Origin of the sequence: Nonomuraea helvata (assembly GCF_039535785.1) — a bacterium.
GTDB classification, from domain to species: Bacteria; Actinomycetota; Actinomycetes; order Streptosporangiales; family Streptosporangiaceae; genus Nonomuraea; species Nonomuraea helvata.
The window spans coordinates 2968035-2984372 of sequence record NZ_BAAAXV010000009.1 but is presented as its reverse complement, the minus strand read 5'-3'; the positions used below and the strand labels follow the sequence as shown (position 1 = coordinate 2984372).

Here is a 16338-nt window from a genome sequence, read left to right as displayed (position 1 = left end):
TCAACGGCGGCCCCATCGGCCGATCCCCCAGAGCATCGGAGGCTGTCAGGTGCCCGAGTTCCTCGACCTGCACAGCAAGACGTCGAAGGCGTTGCGGGCCGCGGCCGAGGCTGCCATGCAACGTCATGGCCTGCACCTCGGACAGAACCACCTGCTCGCGGTGCTGTGGGAACGCGATGGCAGCACACCGGGAGAGATCGCCGCCGCGGTGAACGTGACGACGCCCGCCGTGGTGAAAATGGCCGGGAGGATGGCCGAAGCCGGGCTGATCACCCGTCGCCGCGACGACCGGGACAACCGCCTGGTCCGGCTGTGGCTGACCGACGCAGGACGCGCGCTGCAGGAGCCGATCGAGACCGAACGACGCTTGATCGAGGACAAGGTCACCGAAAATCTCACCGAGACCGAGCGCCGCCACCTGATGACCGCCCTGGCGAAGGTCTACCGGTCGGCGAGCGACCTGTTGAGCGCCCCGATCGAGCACGGTGACACCCCCACGAGCTAGGGCTTCGCCTTGCCGCTCTCCGACTCCGACAGCTGATGGTTGAAGGACTCATATGGGCAGCACGGTATATAGGTTGAGGTCGTGAATCTCCCTTCCTATTGGCTGCCCCGGCCGCCCTTCAGCCCGGACGACAAGGCCCTGGCCGACTTCTCCTCATTACTCGCCGACGCGGTTGCCGAAGGGCCTGACAAGCCGATTTCCTATACCTTGGCCGCGCCGAAGTGGCAGTTTCTTTGTTACGTCGCCGAGCAAGCCGGATACGTTCTCCACGGCTCGAACAATCCCTCGATCGAGCGCTTCGATCCACGCCGATCCTACGACAGTGACGCCTTCGGCAATCGCACAGCCGTCTATGCCGCGTCGGACGGCATCTGGCCGATGTTCTACGCGATACTCAACCGCGATAATCCGCTGTCGATGGTCAACTCATGCAGCGACTTAGCAGGCGAGACCTACTACTACTTTTCCATCAGCCGGCCCGCACTCGGCCTCGACCCATGGCAGGAAGGAATGGTCTATTTTCTGTCCGCCGAGGGGTTCGAGCATCAACCTCCGATACGAGGAGTCCGTCAGCGCCAGGTGGCCAAACTGGCGTCGGCCAAGCCAGTGGCCAAGATCCGGGTGATTCCCGAGGAATTCCCCTTCCTCAGTGACGTACGTGGGCACGACGACGCGATGGTTCATGCCCGCTCCACTGCCGACCCTGACGGCTTTCCCTGGATTGATGACCGACCGTAGCGGAACCGGCGGTGAGAGGTGGAGAACTGACGGTTGCACATGACAGTCTGAGCCGATGGCGTCAACGATCTCAGGCTTCGACGAACACATGGTCCGGGTTAACGATCTTGACCTCCATGTGGCTTCGGGTGCCCTCCGGGAAGAGCTCGGCCAGGGCGGTGCGCAGAAGACATTCGCCGACATCGATCCGAAGCGGGTCGTCGCAGGTGTCGTCGATGTCGAGGGTTTCCAGGACTTCCGGCCTGGTGCCGCTGCGAGACCACCAGCCGACCCGCGCCACCGGCCGGCCGTCCCGCAGGGCCATCCACATCCACTCAGCTCTGCAGCGTCCGTTCCGGAGATCTTCCGCGAGGCTGTCGTTGTAGGGGCCCGGCAGTGCGTTGAAGAGGTTCATCTCCTCTGGTCCGGTGATCGGGCGGAAGATCAGGTCGGAAATCACGACGTATGACTCCAGAAGTTTCATTGATGAAACAAGCGCATGATGCCGTTCATCCTCGCCAAGGCCTTGCGCAGCGAGCGCGCTGCTGACTCGACGCCTGCTCCGCTCGCTGACCGGCGGACAACAGCTTCACGCAACCGACGCCGAGCTTCGGCGAGCACGGATGACGGTGGTGGAGGCCCGTGCTACTCCAGACCTTCGACACGGTCCGCGAGGCGTTCGTGGCGTTGCCTGGCAGCTTGTGCGGTGCCGAGCCCGAGCCCGAACGCGATCTCCTGCCAGGTCATGCCGCGGCCCCGCGCCATCTGCAGCAGGCCGGCCTCCAGCGCGTCCAGCTCCCCGCGCACCAGCGGAAGGAGGCTCAACGCCGCGGTGATGTCGGCGTGATCGACCTCCGGCTCATCGTCATCCAGCTGTGCGGCTCCGCTGAGCAGGAACGCCACGAGCCTGACGGCTTCGTGCGGGCCGATGGTGGACGCGTGGACCTGCCGGCCGCGCTGCTCATCGGTGGCCCCGTGCCGCTCGGCGATCCGGAACAGGGACGCGTGCACGCGTTGCGCGCGCGCCTGCTCCGGATGCGGAGGAGTGAAGGGATCGGGGCTTTGATCGACATTCGCAGACATGTGGCTCACGATGCCGCAGCACTCGATTCGATGTCAACTTCCCGTTTTAAACAGATTGTTTAAGAAGATCCATTCAGCGACCTTCGCACGATGGCGTCCACCAGCTCGTGGATCTCTTGCTCCGTGAAGATGTCGGGCAGGGTCAGCCGCTCCACGATGAGCCAGTTCAGCGCGAGGTAGAGGAGCACCACCGAGGTCGAGTCGCCAGGCAGACCTGAAGTGGCGTGGTAGCCGATGTTGGCGTCGATGTCCTCGCGGATGCGCTTGGTCAGCACGGCGCGCAGCTCAGGGCGCCGCGTGGACTCCAGCCGGAGCTCGAGCAGGGCCAGGTAGCCGGAGTTGAAGGCGGAGACCCGATCCACCAGTTCGTGCATGAGCTCGGCATAGCGGGTTTCGTCCTGCACGCCCTCCCGACTGCGGGCGATCGCGGCCTCGTCGGGCAGCAACCGCTCATAGATGCGCCCGCCGACCTGGGTGAACAGGTCGTCGCGGTTGGCGAAGTAGTTGGAGGCCGTGCCCGTGGGCACGGCCGCCTCGGCATCGACGGCCCGGAAGGTCAGCCCCCGCGCTCCCTCCCTGGCCAGCACCTCAATGGCCGCGTCGATCAGCGCCTGCCGCCGCTCGGGATTCTTCCGCACTTGACACCACTCCAGTTGTAGTACTACGTTCAAACCACTCCAAACAGAGTACTACATCAGGAGTTGATTGGTATGCGGAAGCTTGTCAACTACATCGGCGTCTCACTTGACGGCTACATCGCAGGCCCCAACGCCGAGTTCGACTTCTATCCCGTGTCGGACCAGATGGCCGCCTGGATCAACACCCGCTACCCCGAGACGCTCCCCACCCACATCCGCAAGCTCGTCGGCCTCGAGGGCGTGCCCAACAAGGTCTTCGACACGCTGGTGATGGGCCGCGGCACCTACGAGCCGGCCCTGGACGTCCCCACCACCAGCCCGTACTCCCACCTGCGCCAGTACGTCGTCTCCAGCACGCTGACGATCGACGACGCGACGGTGCAGGTGGAGACAGGCGACCCGATCGAGCTCATCCGGCGGCTGAAGGTCGAGGACACCGGCATGGACATCTACCTCTGCGGCGGCGGCAAGCTCGTCGCCTCCCTGCTCCCGGAGATCGACGAGATCATCCTCAAGAGCTACCCCGTGGTGGCGGGTACGGGCATCCCCATGTTCTCCGGACAGTTCCGCCCCACCCTGTTCACCCCCACCCGGCGCGAGTCCTTCGACAATGGCGCCCAGGTCACCTGGCTCACCAGGGCCTAGAACCGCAAGGAGAAAGCATGCATATCAAACTCCCAGCCTCGATCAACCAGGCCGGCACCGACCACCGGTCCCGATCGTCACACCGGCACGAACACCCGGCGCGCGACCTCAAGCCCACCGTCCGGACCAACCTCTCCCGCCGCCCGACCGCCGCCCCTCGCCGCAGCGGGTATTAAGCGGGCCGGTACGGCATCACCGCCTTGAGGGTGCCTCAGCCGGCCGAGATAGCGGCTCACCTGACGGACGTCACCCTGCGGCCAGCACATCGGCCAACAGCTCCGGAAGTCCCACAGGCCGCAGAGTCTCTGTGGTCTCGGCTGCGACAAGCTCAGCCAAGGACCACCATCGGTGGTCAATGATTCCTTCCTGTTCGCCCGGCTCCAGGTAGGCGCGGGTGATGGTCTGTGTGCCGTGCGCCCGCGCCAGGAAGTACCGCTCGTGCATGTGCAGGGGTTCGCCGCCCCACCGGACGTCCGCATCGAGGGTCCACAGGCACGGCCCCCACTCGACCTCCGTCAGTCCGGTCTCCTCCAGCAGCTCCCTACGAGCGGCCTGAAGGAAGTCCTCGTCCTCCTTCAATCCTCCGCCTGGGGGCACCCAGAAGAACTCCCGGACCGGAGACCCGGGAACGACGATGACGCCGTCGTACCTGTGCCGGATCATCAGAATCCGATCGTCCTGGTCCAGCAGCACAATCCGGGCACCTCGTCGGGTCTGCATCGCTTGCTCCCATCTGGCGTGGTCACCGCAAGGCGGTGGCTCCCAAAATTGCAGTCAGCGCATCTGACCGCTGCTCCAGGCCCAGGCGGCGATGTCGGCATTTCTGTGCCCTCGCGCCACAGCGCCTCCACTCCAGATGAGCCGTACTCGTGAACACCCTAAGGTCGACCTTGCAGGGCGGGCAGGGGCATGCGGCTGTATCGCCGGCGGATAGTCCAGCAATAACAAGTGACTAATACGCTTTGGAGTCAATCGACAACCCTTAGTAGCTATGCGGTGTCGGTGACTCGATCGACGCGGGAGCACGGTCCCGCTTCGTGAGCGAGCCTCCTTGCCCGTAGCTCGCGGAGGAGTACGCATGTCCCAGGAATTGATCGAGGCCAACCTCAGTGGCGCGTTCGCCGTACTCGACACCGATGGCGATGGCCACATCACCGCAGCCGACTTCACCGCGAAAGCCGACCAGATGTGCGCTGCCTTCGCGCTCGAGCCGCGATCCCCGCACCACACCGCTCTTCAGCGGGCCTACGCCGCCTGGTGGGAGCAGATCCGCGACGGCGCCGACCGCGATGGCGATGGGAAGGTGAGTCAGGCGGAGTTCGTCGCGGCGATCCGTTCGGGCACCACCACCGACCCGCGTTATCTCCAAACCGTCGACGCGGTATGTCACACCGTGTTCGATGCTGCCGACAGCGACGGTGACAGCCGCATCAGCTGGGAGGAGTTCGCGCGCATGTACGGCGCGGCGGACATGCAGGCCGACACCGCGCGAGTCGCCTTCGACCACCTGGACACCGACAAGGATGGCGCGATCTCCCGCGAGGAGTTCTTGGCCGGCGCGAATGCCTTGCTCTCCAGCGCGGACGTCAGCCAGCCCGGCACCTGGATGCTGGGCGCGACCAGCGCCCACTGAGCGTTGCCCCATGTGACTGCGGGGATGAAGCCGGACTGCCGCGCATCGCGCCGCAGTCCGGCATCGGCCCGCAGACGAGTGCCTGTGTCACAACCTGATGAAGCGTCGTGATCATGCGGTTCCTGTCGGCTCTCAGGAGGCTTTCGGCTGCTCGTTGTCTGTCTGGGGCCAAGGATGATGTCCCATAGACACGCAGATGGACGGGCTACGCCCACGACCCGAGCCCCCGACGAACCTGAATGTCGGGGGCGGGGTCCCTCGTGGACTCGAAGACGAGGCGAAAGCGGATGATCTGCACGGTGTGCAGCCCGGACCCGCGGCAGCAACTCAGCGCGATCGAGACTCGATCAGATCATGGAGCTGCTGAGCCACGGGATCGTGCGGGCGGGCCGCGAAGGCTATGTGCAGCCAGCCGTCGGCGTCGATTTGGAGGAGATCGTCGCGGATGGATGGGTCGGCCCCGCGTTCCAGGAGCAGGCGGATCACGTGGAGACGACCGCCCGGAATTGCCCAATGCAGGCCGGTCCGTCCGAGGTAGGGCGCGACGTCGGGATGGACGCCGCGGTCCAGGAACCAGCGCACGACCTCGATCCGGCCGTGCTGGCAGGCATGGACGAACGCTTCTCCCACGATCTCCTCCGGATCATCGGTCGGCGGCAACCGGGAGGGAAAGCCTGCGCCGGTGTCGGCGAGGTTGGGGCGCGTCGACGCGGCGTCCGGCCGGAGGCTGCCGTCCGCGTCGAAACAGGACTGCACGAGATCCAGCCGGCCGCAGGCGGCGTACGTCCAGAGCGCCTGCGGGACGATTGCGTGCTCGGCGAGCAGGTCGACGACCTCCGTGTTGTCGTGGTAGATGGCGTTCTCCAGCGGGGTGATGCCCCATTTCCGGATGCCAGGATCGGCGCCGGCGTCCAGCAGCAGACGCACGTACTCGACCCGGTTGCAGCGAGCAGCCCAGGCGAGCGGGAGATCCAGGTTGCCGGCCTTGCCGAGCAGTACATCGACTGCGGCGCGTGGTACGCCGAGCTCCCTCTCGAGCCGGACACCGGGGATCATCTCGGGGCCCGCGAGCATGTGCAGCAGGGTGTCGGCCTGCTCGGCGGTCAGATCGGCCAGCCGATGAGTGTCGCCGGCCAGCAGGGCTTCGGCCTCGCGGTGCAGCCGCCGCCGCTTCTCCCGACGGTCGTCGAGATCGCGCCGGGATTTCTCGCTGAACGACACGAGCTCCTGCCAGGTCGGGAAGCCGAGCTCCCGCGCGATGATCAGCCGCGCGTCGCGAAGATCGGCGGTCGTGGCGGAGGTCGCGGTGGCGTGCCGAGGCACGTAGGCCCGCAACCGTTGCAGCGCGCCGGGATCGTCGCGGCGCAACTCGACGAGGAGAGTGTCGGCCATCGAGGCGTAGATGCCCGAACTGATCCCCAAGAGGCGGGAGACCGGCCGGTCCTCGGTGGCGCTGCGGCTTTCGACGTGGGCGCGAAACTCTGCCCAGGTCCGGAATCCGTGTTCCTGAGCAAGCACGAACTGTGCGTCGCTGAGCAAGAACCGCTCGGCGGCCCGCTCGCCCAGCACGTCGGCGACCCGGGCTCCGGCTGTCGCACCGCCCGCCGCGTAAGCGTGATGCAGGTGCTTGGCCTGCTTGCGGTAGTACTCCAGATTCGGATGGGCCGGCAGCTCGAAATGACGATCGGACATCGCAACCCCCTCCATCGCCGAGGTCCGCTTGCCCGGCCGGAAAGAGGTTGATCTTGTCCGGTGCGTTGACGTGCTGCTCGAGGTGGGAAAATCCCTGCCCGCGGACTGGCAGCGCCCTCGCACGCTCCTTTCAGGATAGTGATCGGCTCTGCGCGGAGGCAACCGTTAGAAAGCGTCGAGGAGTCTCCTGATGGGTCAAGGTGCGGCGCCTCGCAGATTCCGGACAGCTGTCAGGTGGCCGATCCGGAGCGGGAATCGTCGGGTGCCGCCGAATCACCGCATCTGAGTCACCCCGCGAGAAGATCGCCGATTTGACGGAAGGGGCTGCCCGGAACGGGCAATCACTGTTGTCCATGTTTCCTGGCAAGAGAGACTTGCATGACCATGTCCCTGGACGGAGCGATCGCCGATCCCGAGCGGTTCGCCACCGTCTTCGATGCGCACTATGAGGAGATACGCCGCTACATCGGCCGTCGCCTCGACATCGACATCGCCGAGGACCTCGCCGCCGAGACCTTCCTCATCGCATTCCGCCGGCGCGGCAGTTTCGACGCCGCCAAAGGCGGCATCAGAGCCTGGCTGTACGGCATCGCCACCCACCTCATCGGCAGGCACCGGCGTGTCGAGCTCCGGCGCTACCGGGCACTGGCCAAATCCGCCCCGTCTGCTGCCGACGGCTTCCACGACCTTCGCTCGTCGTTGGTAGCAGCGGGCCAGGCGGGTACGCGCCGCAATGCCGGCGTTGTAGGCGCCGGATTGCGTTTGACCAGGACGAAAGGCCCCTGCTAGGAGATCGCTTCCCGCGTACCGGGTGATCGTTTCCCGCTCGCTGAGCGCGACACCACGGAGCGAGCGTCGACGTGTGCTCACGCGTGAGGCTTGACGTCGAAGACCGCCTTGCCTGCCACGCGCCGGCCGCGCAGCGCGTCGGCTGCCTCGGCGAAGCGTTCCCAGGAGCCGCGCCAGCTGATCTCGGGAACAAGGGTGCCTTCAGCGACGAGTCGTACCAGTTCGGCCAGGTCGTCGGCGGCTGCGAACTCGTTGACATACGACGTGAGCGTCTTGGGCGGGCCGACGGTCGCATAGGGCGGGAAGACAGCCGGCTCGCCCGAGGTCCACCCGACGGACTGGAGGCTGCCGCCGGGAGCAAGGAGCTCCCAGGCGGTGACCAGATGGGGTCCGCCGACCGTCTCCACGACGATGTCGACGGCTTCTTTGAGGTCGTCCAGGCCGACGACCACTTCATCGGCGCCCACGTCGGCGAGGCCGGCGCCGCGCGTGGGGGAGCCGACAGAGGCGATGACATGCGCTCCGGCGTGGGCGGCGAGTCGCACGGCGTATCGTCCCACGCCACCCGAGGCGCCGGTCACCAGCACGCGCTTGCCGGGTGCGATCCCGGCGCTCCGCAGCGAGCGGAGCGCGGCCAGACCCGCCGTCGGCAATGCGGCCGCCTCGGCCAGTCCTACACCGGCCGGAACTTCGGCTACCGCCGACACATCGACGGCCACCCGCTCCGCGAACGCACCGTAGGCGAAGAGGACGACACGCGTTCCGACAGCGGGGCCGGAGCCGTCCGCCGCTCCCTGCAGGACGACCCCGGCCGCGTCGAGGCCCAGCGGCGCCCCGACCGGAACGCGTCCGGAGAGCGCATTGTTGAGGTCCGCATAGTTGAGCGAGACATGCCGCACTTCAACGAGCAGTTGTCCAGGCCCGGCGACGGGAGTGGCGATCTCCCCGAAGCCGATGCTGGTAGGGGTGGACGGGTCGACGATGAGGGCGCGCGTGGACATTGACATCTCCTGTCGGTGAAGGCCGCGACGAGTTAGGACAGTAGCAGATTGTTTTGTAAAAGACTATCTGCTTATCTACTACTTTTCTCTGGAGGCCGGCGACACGTCGATGCCTGCTGGGGGGTACACGGTGCCGATGAGGTCGGCCAGGAACGCACATCCGCAGCTCACCATGGGCTATTCACAAGTGATTCCGACCTGGGTGAAACGAAGGATTGAGAGGATCGCTTCCCGGCCTCAGGGGGTATTGCCGCAGGAAGCGGCCCTCATCGCCGCCCGGCGATACGAAGGCGTAGCCGATCCCGCAATCGCCGACGTTGATGTGGAACAGCAGATCGTCCGTCAACGTGGACCACCAGCTGCCAGCCTCCCCCGGCTGCTCCTCTCCCTGCAGTCAGTTCGGTTCGACACCCGGTCCCCCCAAGAACTGCTACACATCCCGGCCCGTACGGCGACAGGCCAAGGAAACTCGAGCTCAGCCGACGAGGCCAGGGCTGACAAGAGGTTGTGGCCATATTCCGACGAGGCCTCTCGATAAGCGCTGAGCCGCAGGTCAGCCGAGTGCTGGGGAGTGGCGATGCCCTTGCCGGCTTTGTCCAGGCCCGCAAGCTGCGGACGATCAGGTTCTGCGCGAGATGACCATGATGTATTCGCAGGGAGCGTTCGTTCGGTTGGCGAAGCCGTGGTCCGCGTCGGCCTGAAAGAACAGGGAGTCGCCTGTGTTCAGAGTCTCGCTGATCCCGCCGATCGCGACAGTGAGGGTGCCTTCGAGCACCACGAGTTGTTTCTCCGTACCCGGCGGATACGCGGGCAGCAGCCCGGTAGAGACCTGCGCGGGGAGGTAGTGGACGACCATCTCGGCTCCTCCCGCGCCCGGGGCCGCTGACACCATGTGCCGCTCGAAGCCGGTTTCCGGGTCACGGAAAACGGGGCGATCGTTCTTGCGCATGACAATGGCCACACCAGACGCGGCAGCAGCCGGCGCACCGATCAGGTCCGAGAGTGACGCGTCGAGCGCGTGGGCGATTCTGGACGCGACGCCGATCGTCGGGCTCTTCTCACCGCGTTCGACCTTGGACAGCATCGCCCGGCTGACCGACGACTGTGTGGACAGTTGCTCCAGCGTCAGGCCCGCCTCTTCGCGGCGTCGCCGCACGTTACCGCCGAACGCGCCAGCCAGGTCGTCACCGTGCTGTGGTTCGGCCGCGTCTCCGTCTTGCTCGACCACTGTGCTCCTCGATCGATGGATACCTCGCCGCCCACAGTGTAGTGTTTCTCCTAAAGAAGATAAGATCTTCTATAGGAGACATGACGGAGGTTCCATGCGTTTGATCTCGAGTGGCCGGCACCATGCCACGTTCGAGTTCGGCGATCTGCAGGTGATCTCGTTGCGAGACGGGTACATCGACATGCCGCCGACACGGCTCCGCGACGAGGACGGGCGCACGTTCGATGAGCTGCCGGCCGCCGTCCCGCTGGCCGGCGACAACTTGCGGCTGTCGGTCAACGCCTTCTTCGTCACCGACGGCACGCGGTCGGTTCTCATCGACACCGGCGCGTCCAACGCCTGGCACGACCCCACCATGGGATTGATCTACGACGCGCTCGACGAAGCGGGAATCGACCGCGCGCATGTCACCGATGTGGCCATCACCCACAAGCACGAAGACCACGCGAGCGGCCTGATCGCGCCGGACGGTTCAGAGGCGTTCACCAAACTCGAGCGCGTGTGGATCGGCGCGGGCGACACCTCGGTGTTCACGGGGCGGCTCGAACCGATCCGCGACCGGGTCGTGCCCGTGTCGGAGAAGGTCGCGATCAACGACTGGACCACCGCGATCCCGACACCGGGCCACACACCCGGTCACACCGTCTACGACGTCAGGAGCGGCACCGGCCACCTTCTCGTCTGGGGCGACACCGTTCACGTTCCCACGCTCCAATTCGATCAGCCGAACGTGTCCTGGGAGCTCGACGGCAACCAGTCCCAGGCCCGCGCCGCGCGAGCGGCCCTTCTCCGACAACTGACCCGACCACACCACTTCGTAGCCGGCGCCCACCTCGACTCACCCGGCATCGCCCGTGTAACCCCTTCCGGCGACGGTTATGCGCTGGAATACCTCGCACCACCGATCGGCTGATCGAGCCTGTCGGCTCCGCACCGCGCTCGCGATGGCGGACAAGGGAGGGCAAGCTCGTCCGGCCCGGCTGGGCGCCCACGGACTCGACCACCTGGACGGCCGCCGCGAGGGTGCGTCATGGCTCGTCGGAGTCGAACGAGCCGGCCTCAGGGCCCGCACGACCGCTGGCCTCTTCCGGCGGATTTGGCGAATTGTGCGGCGGGCCGGGTGAACAGCTCCAGCATCTCCAGCGGCAGGTCGTAGACCTGGTTCCGCGGCGCCTTGGCGGCGTACGTGCGCAGATGCTGCAGCAGCTCCTCGTAGTCGGTCATGACGGTGTCGGCCGCGTCCAGTTCCTGCAGCGCCGAGCCGAAGGTGTTGTCCCAGACAAGGTCGGAACGCGTGATCAGCAGCTCGCCGATCAGCTCCTGGACGGTCTTGAACTCTCTGTCTTGCACGGTGATCATGAGCTCTCCTCGGGTGCACCCGGGCCCCGAGACCCGCACGCCCGCCCGCCAGCCCTCCACGCGCTCCCAGCGGTCAACACCACCAGCGCCCTTCGCCACGAACGCCACACGAGCCAGAACCAGCCCGCCCAACGATCCGAAGACCTCGGAAAACACGAAATCCCGTCCGATTCAGATGATCGGACGGGATCCCATCAACCTCAATCCAGCTGTTTCAAGAACGGCCCCGAGCTGGCCCGCGCGGGATTTTGGTCGCCCGGCCGGCACAGCACGATGGCGGTACGCAGCCGGTTCTCCCGCCGACGCGGATCCCTTGATCACGGCCCGCTCCCACCTGTCAACGACCGGGGCCGTCATCAGGGAAGTGCGCTGACGGTCAGGCGCAGGTGTAGCCGGACGGCAGGGCGGTATTGCCGTTGGGCCTGCTCGCTTGGAAGCCGAAGCTGGTGGTGCTGGCTCCCGGCGCGAGCGTGCCGTTGTGGCTGACACTTCTGACCGTGACGGTCTGGCCGCTGGTGGTCACGGTGGCGTTCCACGAGCCGGTCAGGGTGTGCCCGGCCGGCAGGGTGAAGGTGACGGTCCAGCTGGTGATCGTCGAGGTGCTGGTGTTGGTGATGGTCAGCGGCTGGATCACATACCCGTTGCCCCACTGGGACTGCACGGTCGGGGTGGCCGAGCAGGCACCGGTCGTGCCTCCCTGTGTGGTGATCTGCACGGTGTTGGAGATCGGTGAGACGTTACCAGCGGCATCGCGCGCCCGGACCTGGTAGCGGTAGGTGGTGTTCGCGGTCAGGCCCGTGTCGGTGAATGAGGTCGTGGCCGAGGTGCCGACCAGGGTGAACGTGCCGCCCGTCGCGCCGGGAGCGCGCAGGATCTCATAGCCGGTCACACCGGTGTCGTCAGTGGAGGCCGTCCAGGTCAGGCTGGTGCCGGTTGCGGTGGTGCCCGAGGCGGTGAGCCCGGCCGGGGCGGTCGGCGGCGTGGTGTCGCCTCCGGTGGCGGCCGTGGTGAAGGTGGCCGGCACGGAGTTGCCCGACAGGTTGCCCGCGCCGTCACGCGCCCGTACGTACACCTGGTATTGGGTGTTGGCGCTCAGCCCGGTCAAGGTGATCGAGGCGGTGGTGGACTGGCCGAGCTGCGGGTCGGTGGCGCCCTGCTCCCGGTAGATGTTGTAGCCGGCCAAGCCGGAGCCGCCCTGGTCGGTGGACGCGGTCCAGGTCAGTGTGGCAGTGGAGGCGGTCACGTTGGACGCGACCGGGGTGCCTGGCGTGCTCGGCGGCGTGGTGTCGGCCGGACTGGTGGTCAAGCCGAAGAACTCGATGGCGTAGCGGGCCATACCGCTCTGCGGAAGAACATGCCCGGCGCCCTGGATGCTGTACGCCTCCACCTGCACGGTGCCGGACGGATTGGCGTACCGGCTGCGGGTCCAGTTCGCCTGCGGGGTGTCGGTGCTGGTCGGGTTCTGGCTCAGCCCGAACACATTGGTCCACTGCTCGATCGACTCTCGCAGCAGCGAGTAGGGCACGAGGGTGTCGCTGGTGCCGTGCCACAGTTGCATGCGCGGGCGGGGGCCGGAATATCCCGGGTACGCCTGGCGGACCGCATCGCCCCACTGCTGGGGTGTTCGGTCCATGCTCCCGCCGGTGCACCTGCTGCTTCCGGGCGGATAGTCGGAGGCGCCGGCGAAGCAGTTGAAGGGCACACCCATGAAGGAGGCCCCTGCCTTGAACACGTCCGGGTAGACGGCGAGCATGTGCTGGGTCATCATGCCGCCGGACGAGCTTCCAGTGGCGTAGACCCGGTTCGGGTCTCCCTGATAGTTCCGCTCGACATAGTTGATCATTGAGATGATCGAGACCGGATCGCTGCCGCCGCCGCGCTGTTTGGCCGCGTCCGACCAGGTGTCGAAGCAGTTGCCGAACCCTGCCGACTGGGTGGCGGTCGGGTAGATGACGATGAAGCCATATCGATCCGCCAGCGAGGCGAACTCACTGCCCTGGTAGAAGCCAGGACCGGAGCCGCCGCAGCCATGCATCGCAACCACGATCGCCGGCGAGGCCGGGTGCGAGTCCGGCACATAGACGTGCATCCGCATGTTGCCCGGGTTGTTGCCGAAGCTGGTCACCTCCACCAGAGTGGCGGCGACGGCCGGCGATCCGAGTACCACGGTCATGACGGCAAAGAGCGCCGCGGCGCAGGCACTAGCCAGCACCGTGGTCAATCGTCTCATTCGCGCTCCTCCTCTCCGCATCCGCGGCGCGCCGCGGATCGGTCCGCCGCGTATTGACGTCGGTCGCTGGAAAATAGAAGGGCCACGATCCACCGTCAATGCACGCTTGGTGCGTATGCCCGCCAGTTCACCTGGCAGAAAGCTGTTTCCCCTGGTTATCAAGTAACTTGTTATCAAGGACCTTGATAACGGTGCGCGAAACTTACATCGGGGCCCGTTCTGACGGGGCGCGATATCGTCTCCTGGTGACCGATCCGGGTGTCCCCGCGGCCGCTGCGCCGGACGCACCGCCGCCCCGTGTGAGCTACCTGGTGTTCCGGCTGGAACGCCGCATCCGCGCCTGCCTGGATGAAGCGCTCGCCCGGCACGGCATGACGACCACCGAATACATGGCGCTCAGCGAGCTGCGCCTGCGCGACGCCCCATCCTCGGCCGACCTGGCCCGCATCGCCTTCGTCACCCCGCAGGCGATGAACCTGGTCATCCGCGATCTCGAACAACGCGGCCTGATCCGCCGCGACCCGCACCCCCGTGGCGGCCGCGCTCTGCGCACCCGCCTTACCCCGAAAGGCCTGAGCACCCTCCGGCGATGCGACCGCTCCCTCGACAGCATCGAAGCCGTCATGCTCGCCGAGATCGACGACCCGGACCGCACGACAATCGCGGAAACGCTCACGCTGTGCGCCCGAGCCCTCCACCCGGACACGCAGGCCCTGACCCCAGTCCTTCGCTCGCAGAAGCCACCGCCGTCGCCCTAGCCATAGGGTGGTCCATGGCCCGCCATGGACCACAAGCAGCAGCCAGCGCCGTACTCGACCAACCACAGGACGGTGACGGCGTTGGGGTCGTTTCCGCGGACGTCTCCCGGCCCGTAGGCGCTGATGGTCCGGTCATCGTGGCGGCTCCTCAGTCCTGGGGTGGAGGGACGGGCTGTCACGCGATCGCGCGGGATCCGGACGGCGCGGCCCCGTCCGGAGGCTGTGGTCACGGCCGGAGCCGGCCGCGTTCCGGACGGTCGGCGATCAGTGGATCAGTTGTTGCTGGGAGCGCTAACATTCCCGGGCTGACTACAACCCTCTGGCGCGGAAATTTCACAAGGTCGAGCGAGCGGTTAATGTTCATGCAAAGCGCCGTGCCGGGCGAACATGAGGAGAGCGCCCTGTGTCAAGACTCTTCCGCCGGACGATGCCGATCGGCCTAGTGCGGAGCAATCGAGAAGTGAAACGTTCAGCGCCCGCCGCCCCCTGCAGGCCAGTCACCTCGGCGAAGTTTTCACGTGGGAGGGCCCGGGGCCCACGGACGCTACCGGAGCGAGTCGGCGCGCATCGAAACGATCGGGGCGTCGCTGTGGCAAGTTTCGACGCCGTTTCCCGCCAACCCCCCACAGTCGGGCAGTAATTCTTTATCGTTAACAGGCCGCTTCCCGGAGGCACGGGAGCGGCCCTCCTATGCCATGCCAGAAAGCGCAGGGACCAGATGTCCGAGCTGATCGAGCCCGATGCCGCACCGTGGCGGATCAACCCCATGATTCCCCATCCCGCACGGATCTACGATTACCTGCTGGGCGGGAAGGACAACTTCGCGGCCGACCGGGAGGCGGCCGAGCAACTGGTGGCGATCTCCCCCGGCACGCGTGAGGGGGTCCGGGCTCACCGGGCGTTCCTCCGGCGTGCGGTGCGCCATCTCGTCGGCGAGGCGAGGATCGGGCAGTTCCTCGACATCGGCGCGGGCCTCCCGACGCTGGGCAACGTCCATGAGATCGCCCAGGAGGCGATCCCGGACGCTCGCGTGGTCTACGTCGACAACGACCCGATCGTTCTGACACATGGCCGCGCCCTGTTGACCAGCAGTCCCACCGGCGTGACCGAGGTGATCGAGGCCGACCTGCGCCGGCCGCAGGACATCCTGACCCATCCCGACGTGCTGAGCGTGCTCGACTTCAGCCGGCCGATCGCCCTCATCATGGCCGGGGTTCTGCACTTCGTCGCCGACGCCGAGGATCCGTACGCGAGCGTCGAGCAGTTCAAGGAGGCGGTGCCGTCCGGCAGCCACCTGCTGCTCTCACACATCACGCTCGACTTCGCCCCGCAGGTCAGCAGCGACGAATTCAGCAAGCCGTACGACAACAGTGCGGCCCGCATGGTCCCCCGGACGCGCGCCGACGTCCTGCGATTCTTTGACGGCTGGCGGCTGATCAGCCCTGGAGTGGTGGAAGTGGTGGACTGGCGTCCTGACGAGGACGAATACCAGGAGCCGATCCCGGGCGGGGGCCACGCCTGGGCGTACGGCGGCATCGCGGTCAAGCCCTGACATCCCTCGCGGGAGCCCGTGTTACCGAAAGAATTGGGCCCAGGCCGTGGAACCTTTCGACGGGCCGGCGGCGGGGCGGTGCTCGGCGTCGCCAGGTGTAGCACGCTTGTTGCCCTGAAACTTTCAGCATGTCTGCGGGTGAACGATTCGATACGTGCCAGCAAGACAGGCATGGGTCGCCGCTCGTCCCGACAGAGGAGCGGGCCACGCCTTGACGGGGCCTGCACGCCTCGTATTTGCTCCGTCGCACCACCCATCGGCGGAGGGCAGGCGCGGCAGAGCGACGTTAGCAATAACACGATTTTCCGGTCACGCTCTCCAACCGCCACCAAGTCTGCACGGATGAGAGGACTGATCAACCTCATGTTAACGCTAACCGAGGCCCTGGCAGCGCCCTTCCCGGCGGTGCCACAGGCAGGTGAGTGATGTTGCGGCGTAAATCCGTCTTCGCCGCTGTCATGGTCGCGGCGCTTCTCGTGGTGGCCACCGGTGGCACGGCGCTGAGCAG

The 16338-nt window shown here is 66.4% G+C and carries 18 protein-coding genes; 9 read left to right on the top strand and 9 right to left on the bottom strand.

All coding sequences use genetic code 11. From position 1 onward, the window contains the following. Positions 1-49: 49 nt before the first annotated feature. On the top strand, positions 50-505 hold the full coding sequence (locus ABD830_RS47355) for a MarR family winged helix-turn-helix transcriptional regulator (RefSeq protein WP_345002075.1): 456 nt from the start codon (positions 50-52) through the stop codon (positions 503-505). An 81-nt stretch (positions 506-586) separates the two neighbouring features. After that, positions 587-1243 carry a hypothetical protein gene (locus ABD830_RS47350; protein WP_345002073.1) on the top strand — a complete coding sequence of 219 codons (657 nt, stop codon included), beginning with the start codon at positions 587-589 and terminating at the stop codon, positions 1241-1243. A gap of 70 nt (positions 1244-1313) precedes the next feature. Here ABD830_RS47350 and ABD830_RS47345 read toward each other — a convergent pair whose 3' ends face one another. The 3 genes from ABD830_RS47345 to ABD830_RS47335 form a co-directional block, all read right to left on the bottom strand. After that, on the bottom strand, positions 1314-1706 hold the full coding sequence (locus ABD830_RS47345; protein ID WP_345002071.1) for a hypothetical protein: 393 nt from the start codon (positions 1704-1706) through the stop codon (positions 1314-1316). A gap of 161 nt (positions 1707-1867) precedes the next feature. Continuing rightward, positions 1868-2305: a DNA-binding protein gene (locus ABD830_RS47340; RefSeq protein ID WP_345002069.1), complete on the bottom strand. Its 438-nt coding sequence runs from the start codon at positions 2303-2305 to the stop codon at positions 1868-1870. A 59-nt stretch (positions 2306-2364) separates the two neighbouring features. Beyond that, positions 2365-2943 carry a TetR/AcrR family transcriptional regulator gene (locus ABD830_RS47335; RefSeq protein ID WP_345002067.1) on the bottom strand — a complete coding sequence of 193 codons (579 nt, stop codon included), beginning with the start codon at positions 2941-2943 and terminating at the stop codon, positions 2365-2367. A gap of 72 nt (positions 2944-3015) precedes the next feature. Here ABD830_RS47335 and ABD830_RS47330 point away from each other — a divergent pair, with 72 nt between their 5' ends. Together ABD830_RS47330 and ABD830_RS47325 are read left to right on the top strand one after the other, a co-directional pair. Continuing rightward, positions 3016-3588 carry a dihydrofolate reductase family protein gene (locus ABD830_RS47330; RefSeq protein ID WP_345002065.1) on the top strand — a complete coding sequence of 191 codons (573 nt, stop codon included), beginning with the start codon at positions 3016-3018 and terminating at the stop codon, positions 3586-3588. 17 nt (positions 3589-3605) lie between these two features. Further along, the gene (locus tag ABD830_RS47325) at positions 3606-3764 is read left to right on the top strand and encodes a hypothetical protein (protein WP_345002063.1); all 159 of its coding nucleotides are present in this window, start codon (positions 3606-3608) and stop codon (positions 3762-3764) included. A gap of 70 nt (positions 3765-3834) precedes the next feature. Here ABD830_RS47325 and ABD830_RS47320 read toward each other — a convergent pair whose 3' ends face one another. Then, positions 3835-4308 (bottom strand): NUDIX hydrolase, encoded by a 474-nt coding sequence (locus ABD830_RS47320; RefSeq protein ID WP_345002061.1) that lies wholly within the window; start codon positions 4306-4308, stop codon positions 3835-3837. Positions 4309-4666: 358 nt separating this feature from the next. On the opposite strand from ABD830_RS47320, the gene ABD830_RS47315 reads away from it, so the two are divergent. Next, on the top strand, positions 4667-5221 hold the full coding sequence (locus tag ABD830_RS47315) for an EF-hand domain-containing protein (protein ID WP_345002059.1): 555 nt from the start codon (positions 4667-4669) through the stop codon (positions 5219-5221). A gap of 327 nt (positions 5222-5548) precedes the next feature. Here ABD830_RS47315 and ABD830_RS47310 read toward each other — a convergent pair whose 3' ends face one another. Beyond that, entirely contained in the window at positions 5549-6928 is a 1380-nt protein-coding gene (locus ABD830_RS47310) for an ankyrin repeat domain-containing protein (RefSeq protein WP_345002057.1), read from the bottom strand. Positions 6929-7291: 363 nt separating this feature from the next. Here ABD830_RS47310 and ABD830_RS47305 point away from each other — a divergent pair, with 363 nt between their 5' ends. Then, complete coding sequence (locus ABD830_RS47305) at positions 7292-7702, top strand: RNA polymerase sigma factor (protein ID WP_345002055.1); 411 nt, start codon at positions 7292-7294, stop codon at positions 7700-7702. A gap of 77 nt (positions 7703-7779) precedes the next feature. On the opposite strand, the gene ABD830_RS47300 is transcribed toward ABD830_RS47305, so the two are convergent. Together ABD830_RS47300 and ABD830_RS47295 are read right to left on the bottom strand one after the other, a co-directional pair. Continuing rightward, entirely contained in the window at positions 7780-8703 is a 924-nt protein-coding gene (locus ABD830_RS47300; RefSeq protein WP_345002053.1) for a zinc-binding dehydrogenase, read from the bottom strand. Between the two features lie 619 nt (positions 8704-9322). Continuing rightward, positions 9323-9931 carry a helix-turn-helix domain-containing protein gene (locus ABD830_RS47295; RefSeq protein ID WP_345002051.1) on the bottom strand — a complete coding sequence of 203 codons (609 nt, stop codon included), beginning with the start codon at positions 9929-9931 and terminating at the stop codon, positions 9323-9325. Between the two features lie 94 nt (positions 9932-10025). Here ABD830_RS47295 and ABD830_RS47290 point away from each other — a divergent pair, with 94 nt between their 5' ends. Continuing rightward, positions 10026-10844, top strand: a complete 819-nt coding sequence (locus ABD830_RS47290; protein WP_345002049.1) for an MBL fold metallo-hydrolase — start codon at positions 10026-10028, stop codon at positions 10842-10844. Between the two features lie 146 nt (positions 10845-10990). Here the strand turns inward: ABD830_RS47290 and ABD830_RS47285 are convergent, their stop codons facing one another. Next, positions 10991-11290 carry a hypothetical protein gene (locus tag ABD830_RS47285; RefSeq protein ID WP_345002047.1) on the bottom strand — a complete coding sequence of 100 codons (300 nt, stop codon included), beginning with the start codon at positions 11288-11290 and terminating at the stop codon, positions 10991-10993. 376 nt (positions 11291-11666) lie between these two features. Then, positions 11667-13520 (bottom strand): extracellular catalytic domain type 1 short-chain-length polyhydroxyalkanoate depolymerase, encoded by a 1854-nt coding sequence (locus ABD830_RS47280; protein ID WP_345002045.1) that lies wholly within the window; start codon positions 13518-13520, stop codon positions 11667-11669. Positions 13521-13765: 245 nt separating this feature from the next. Between ABD830_RS47280 and ABD830_RS47275 the strand changes: the two genes are divergently transcribed. Beyond that, positions 13766-14278, top strand: a complete 513-nt coding sequence (locus ABD830_RS47275) for a MarR family winged helix-turn-helix transcriptional regulator (RefSeq protein ID WP_345002043.1) — start codon at positions 13766-13768, stop codon at positions 14276-14278. Positions 14279-14996: 718 nt separating this feature from the next. Beyond that, positions 14997-15830 carry an SAM-dependent methyltransferase gene (locus ABD830_RS47270; RefSeq protein WP_345002041.1) on the top strand — a complete coding sequence of 278 codons (834 nt, stop codon included), beginning with the start codon at positions 14997-14999 and terminating at the stop codon, positions 15828-15830. The last annotated feature ends 508 nt before the right edge of the window (positions 15831-16338 follow it).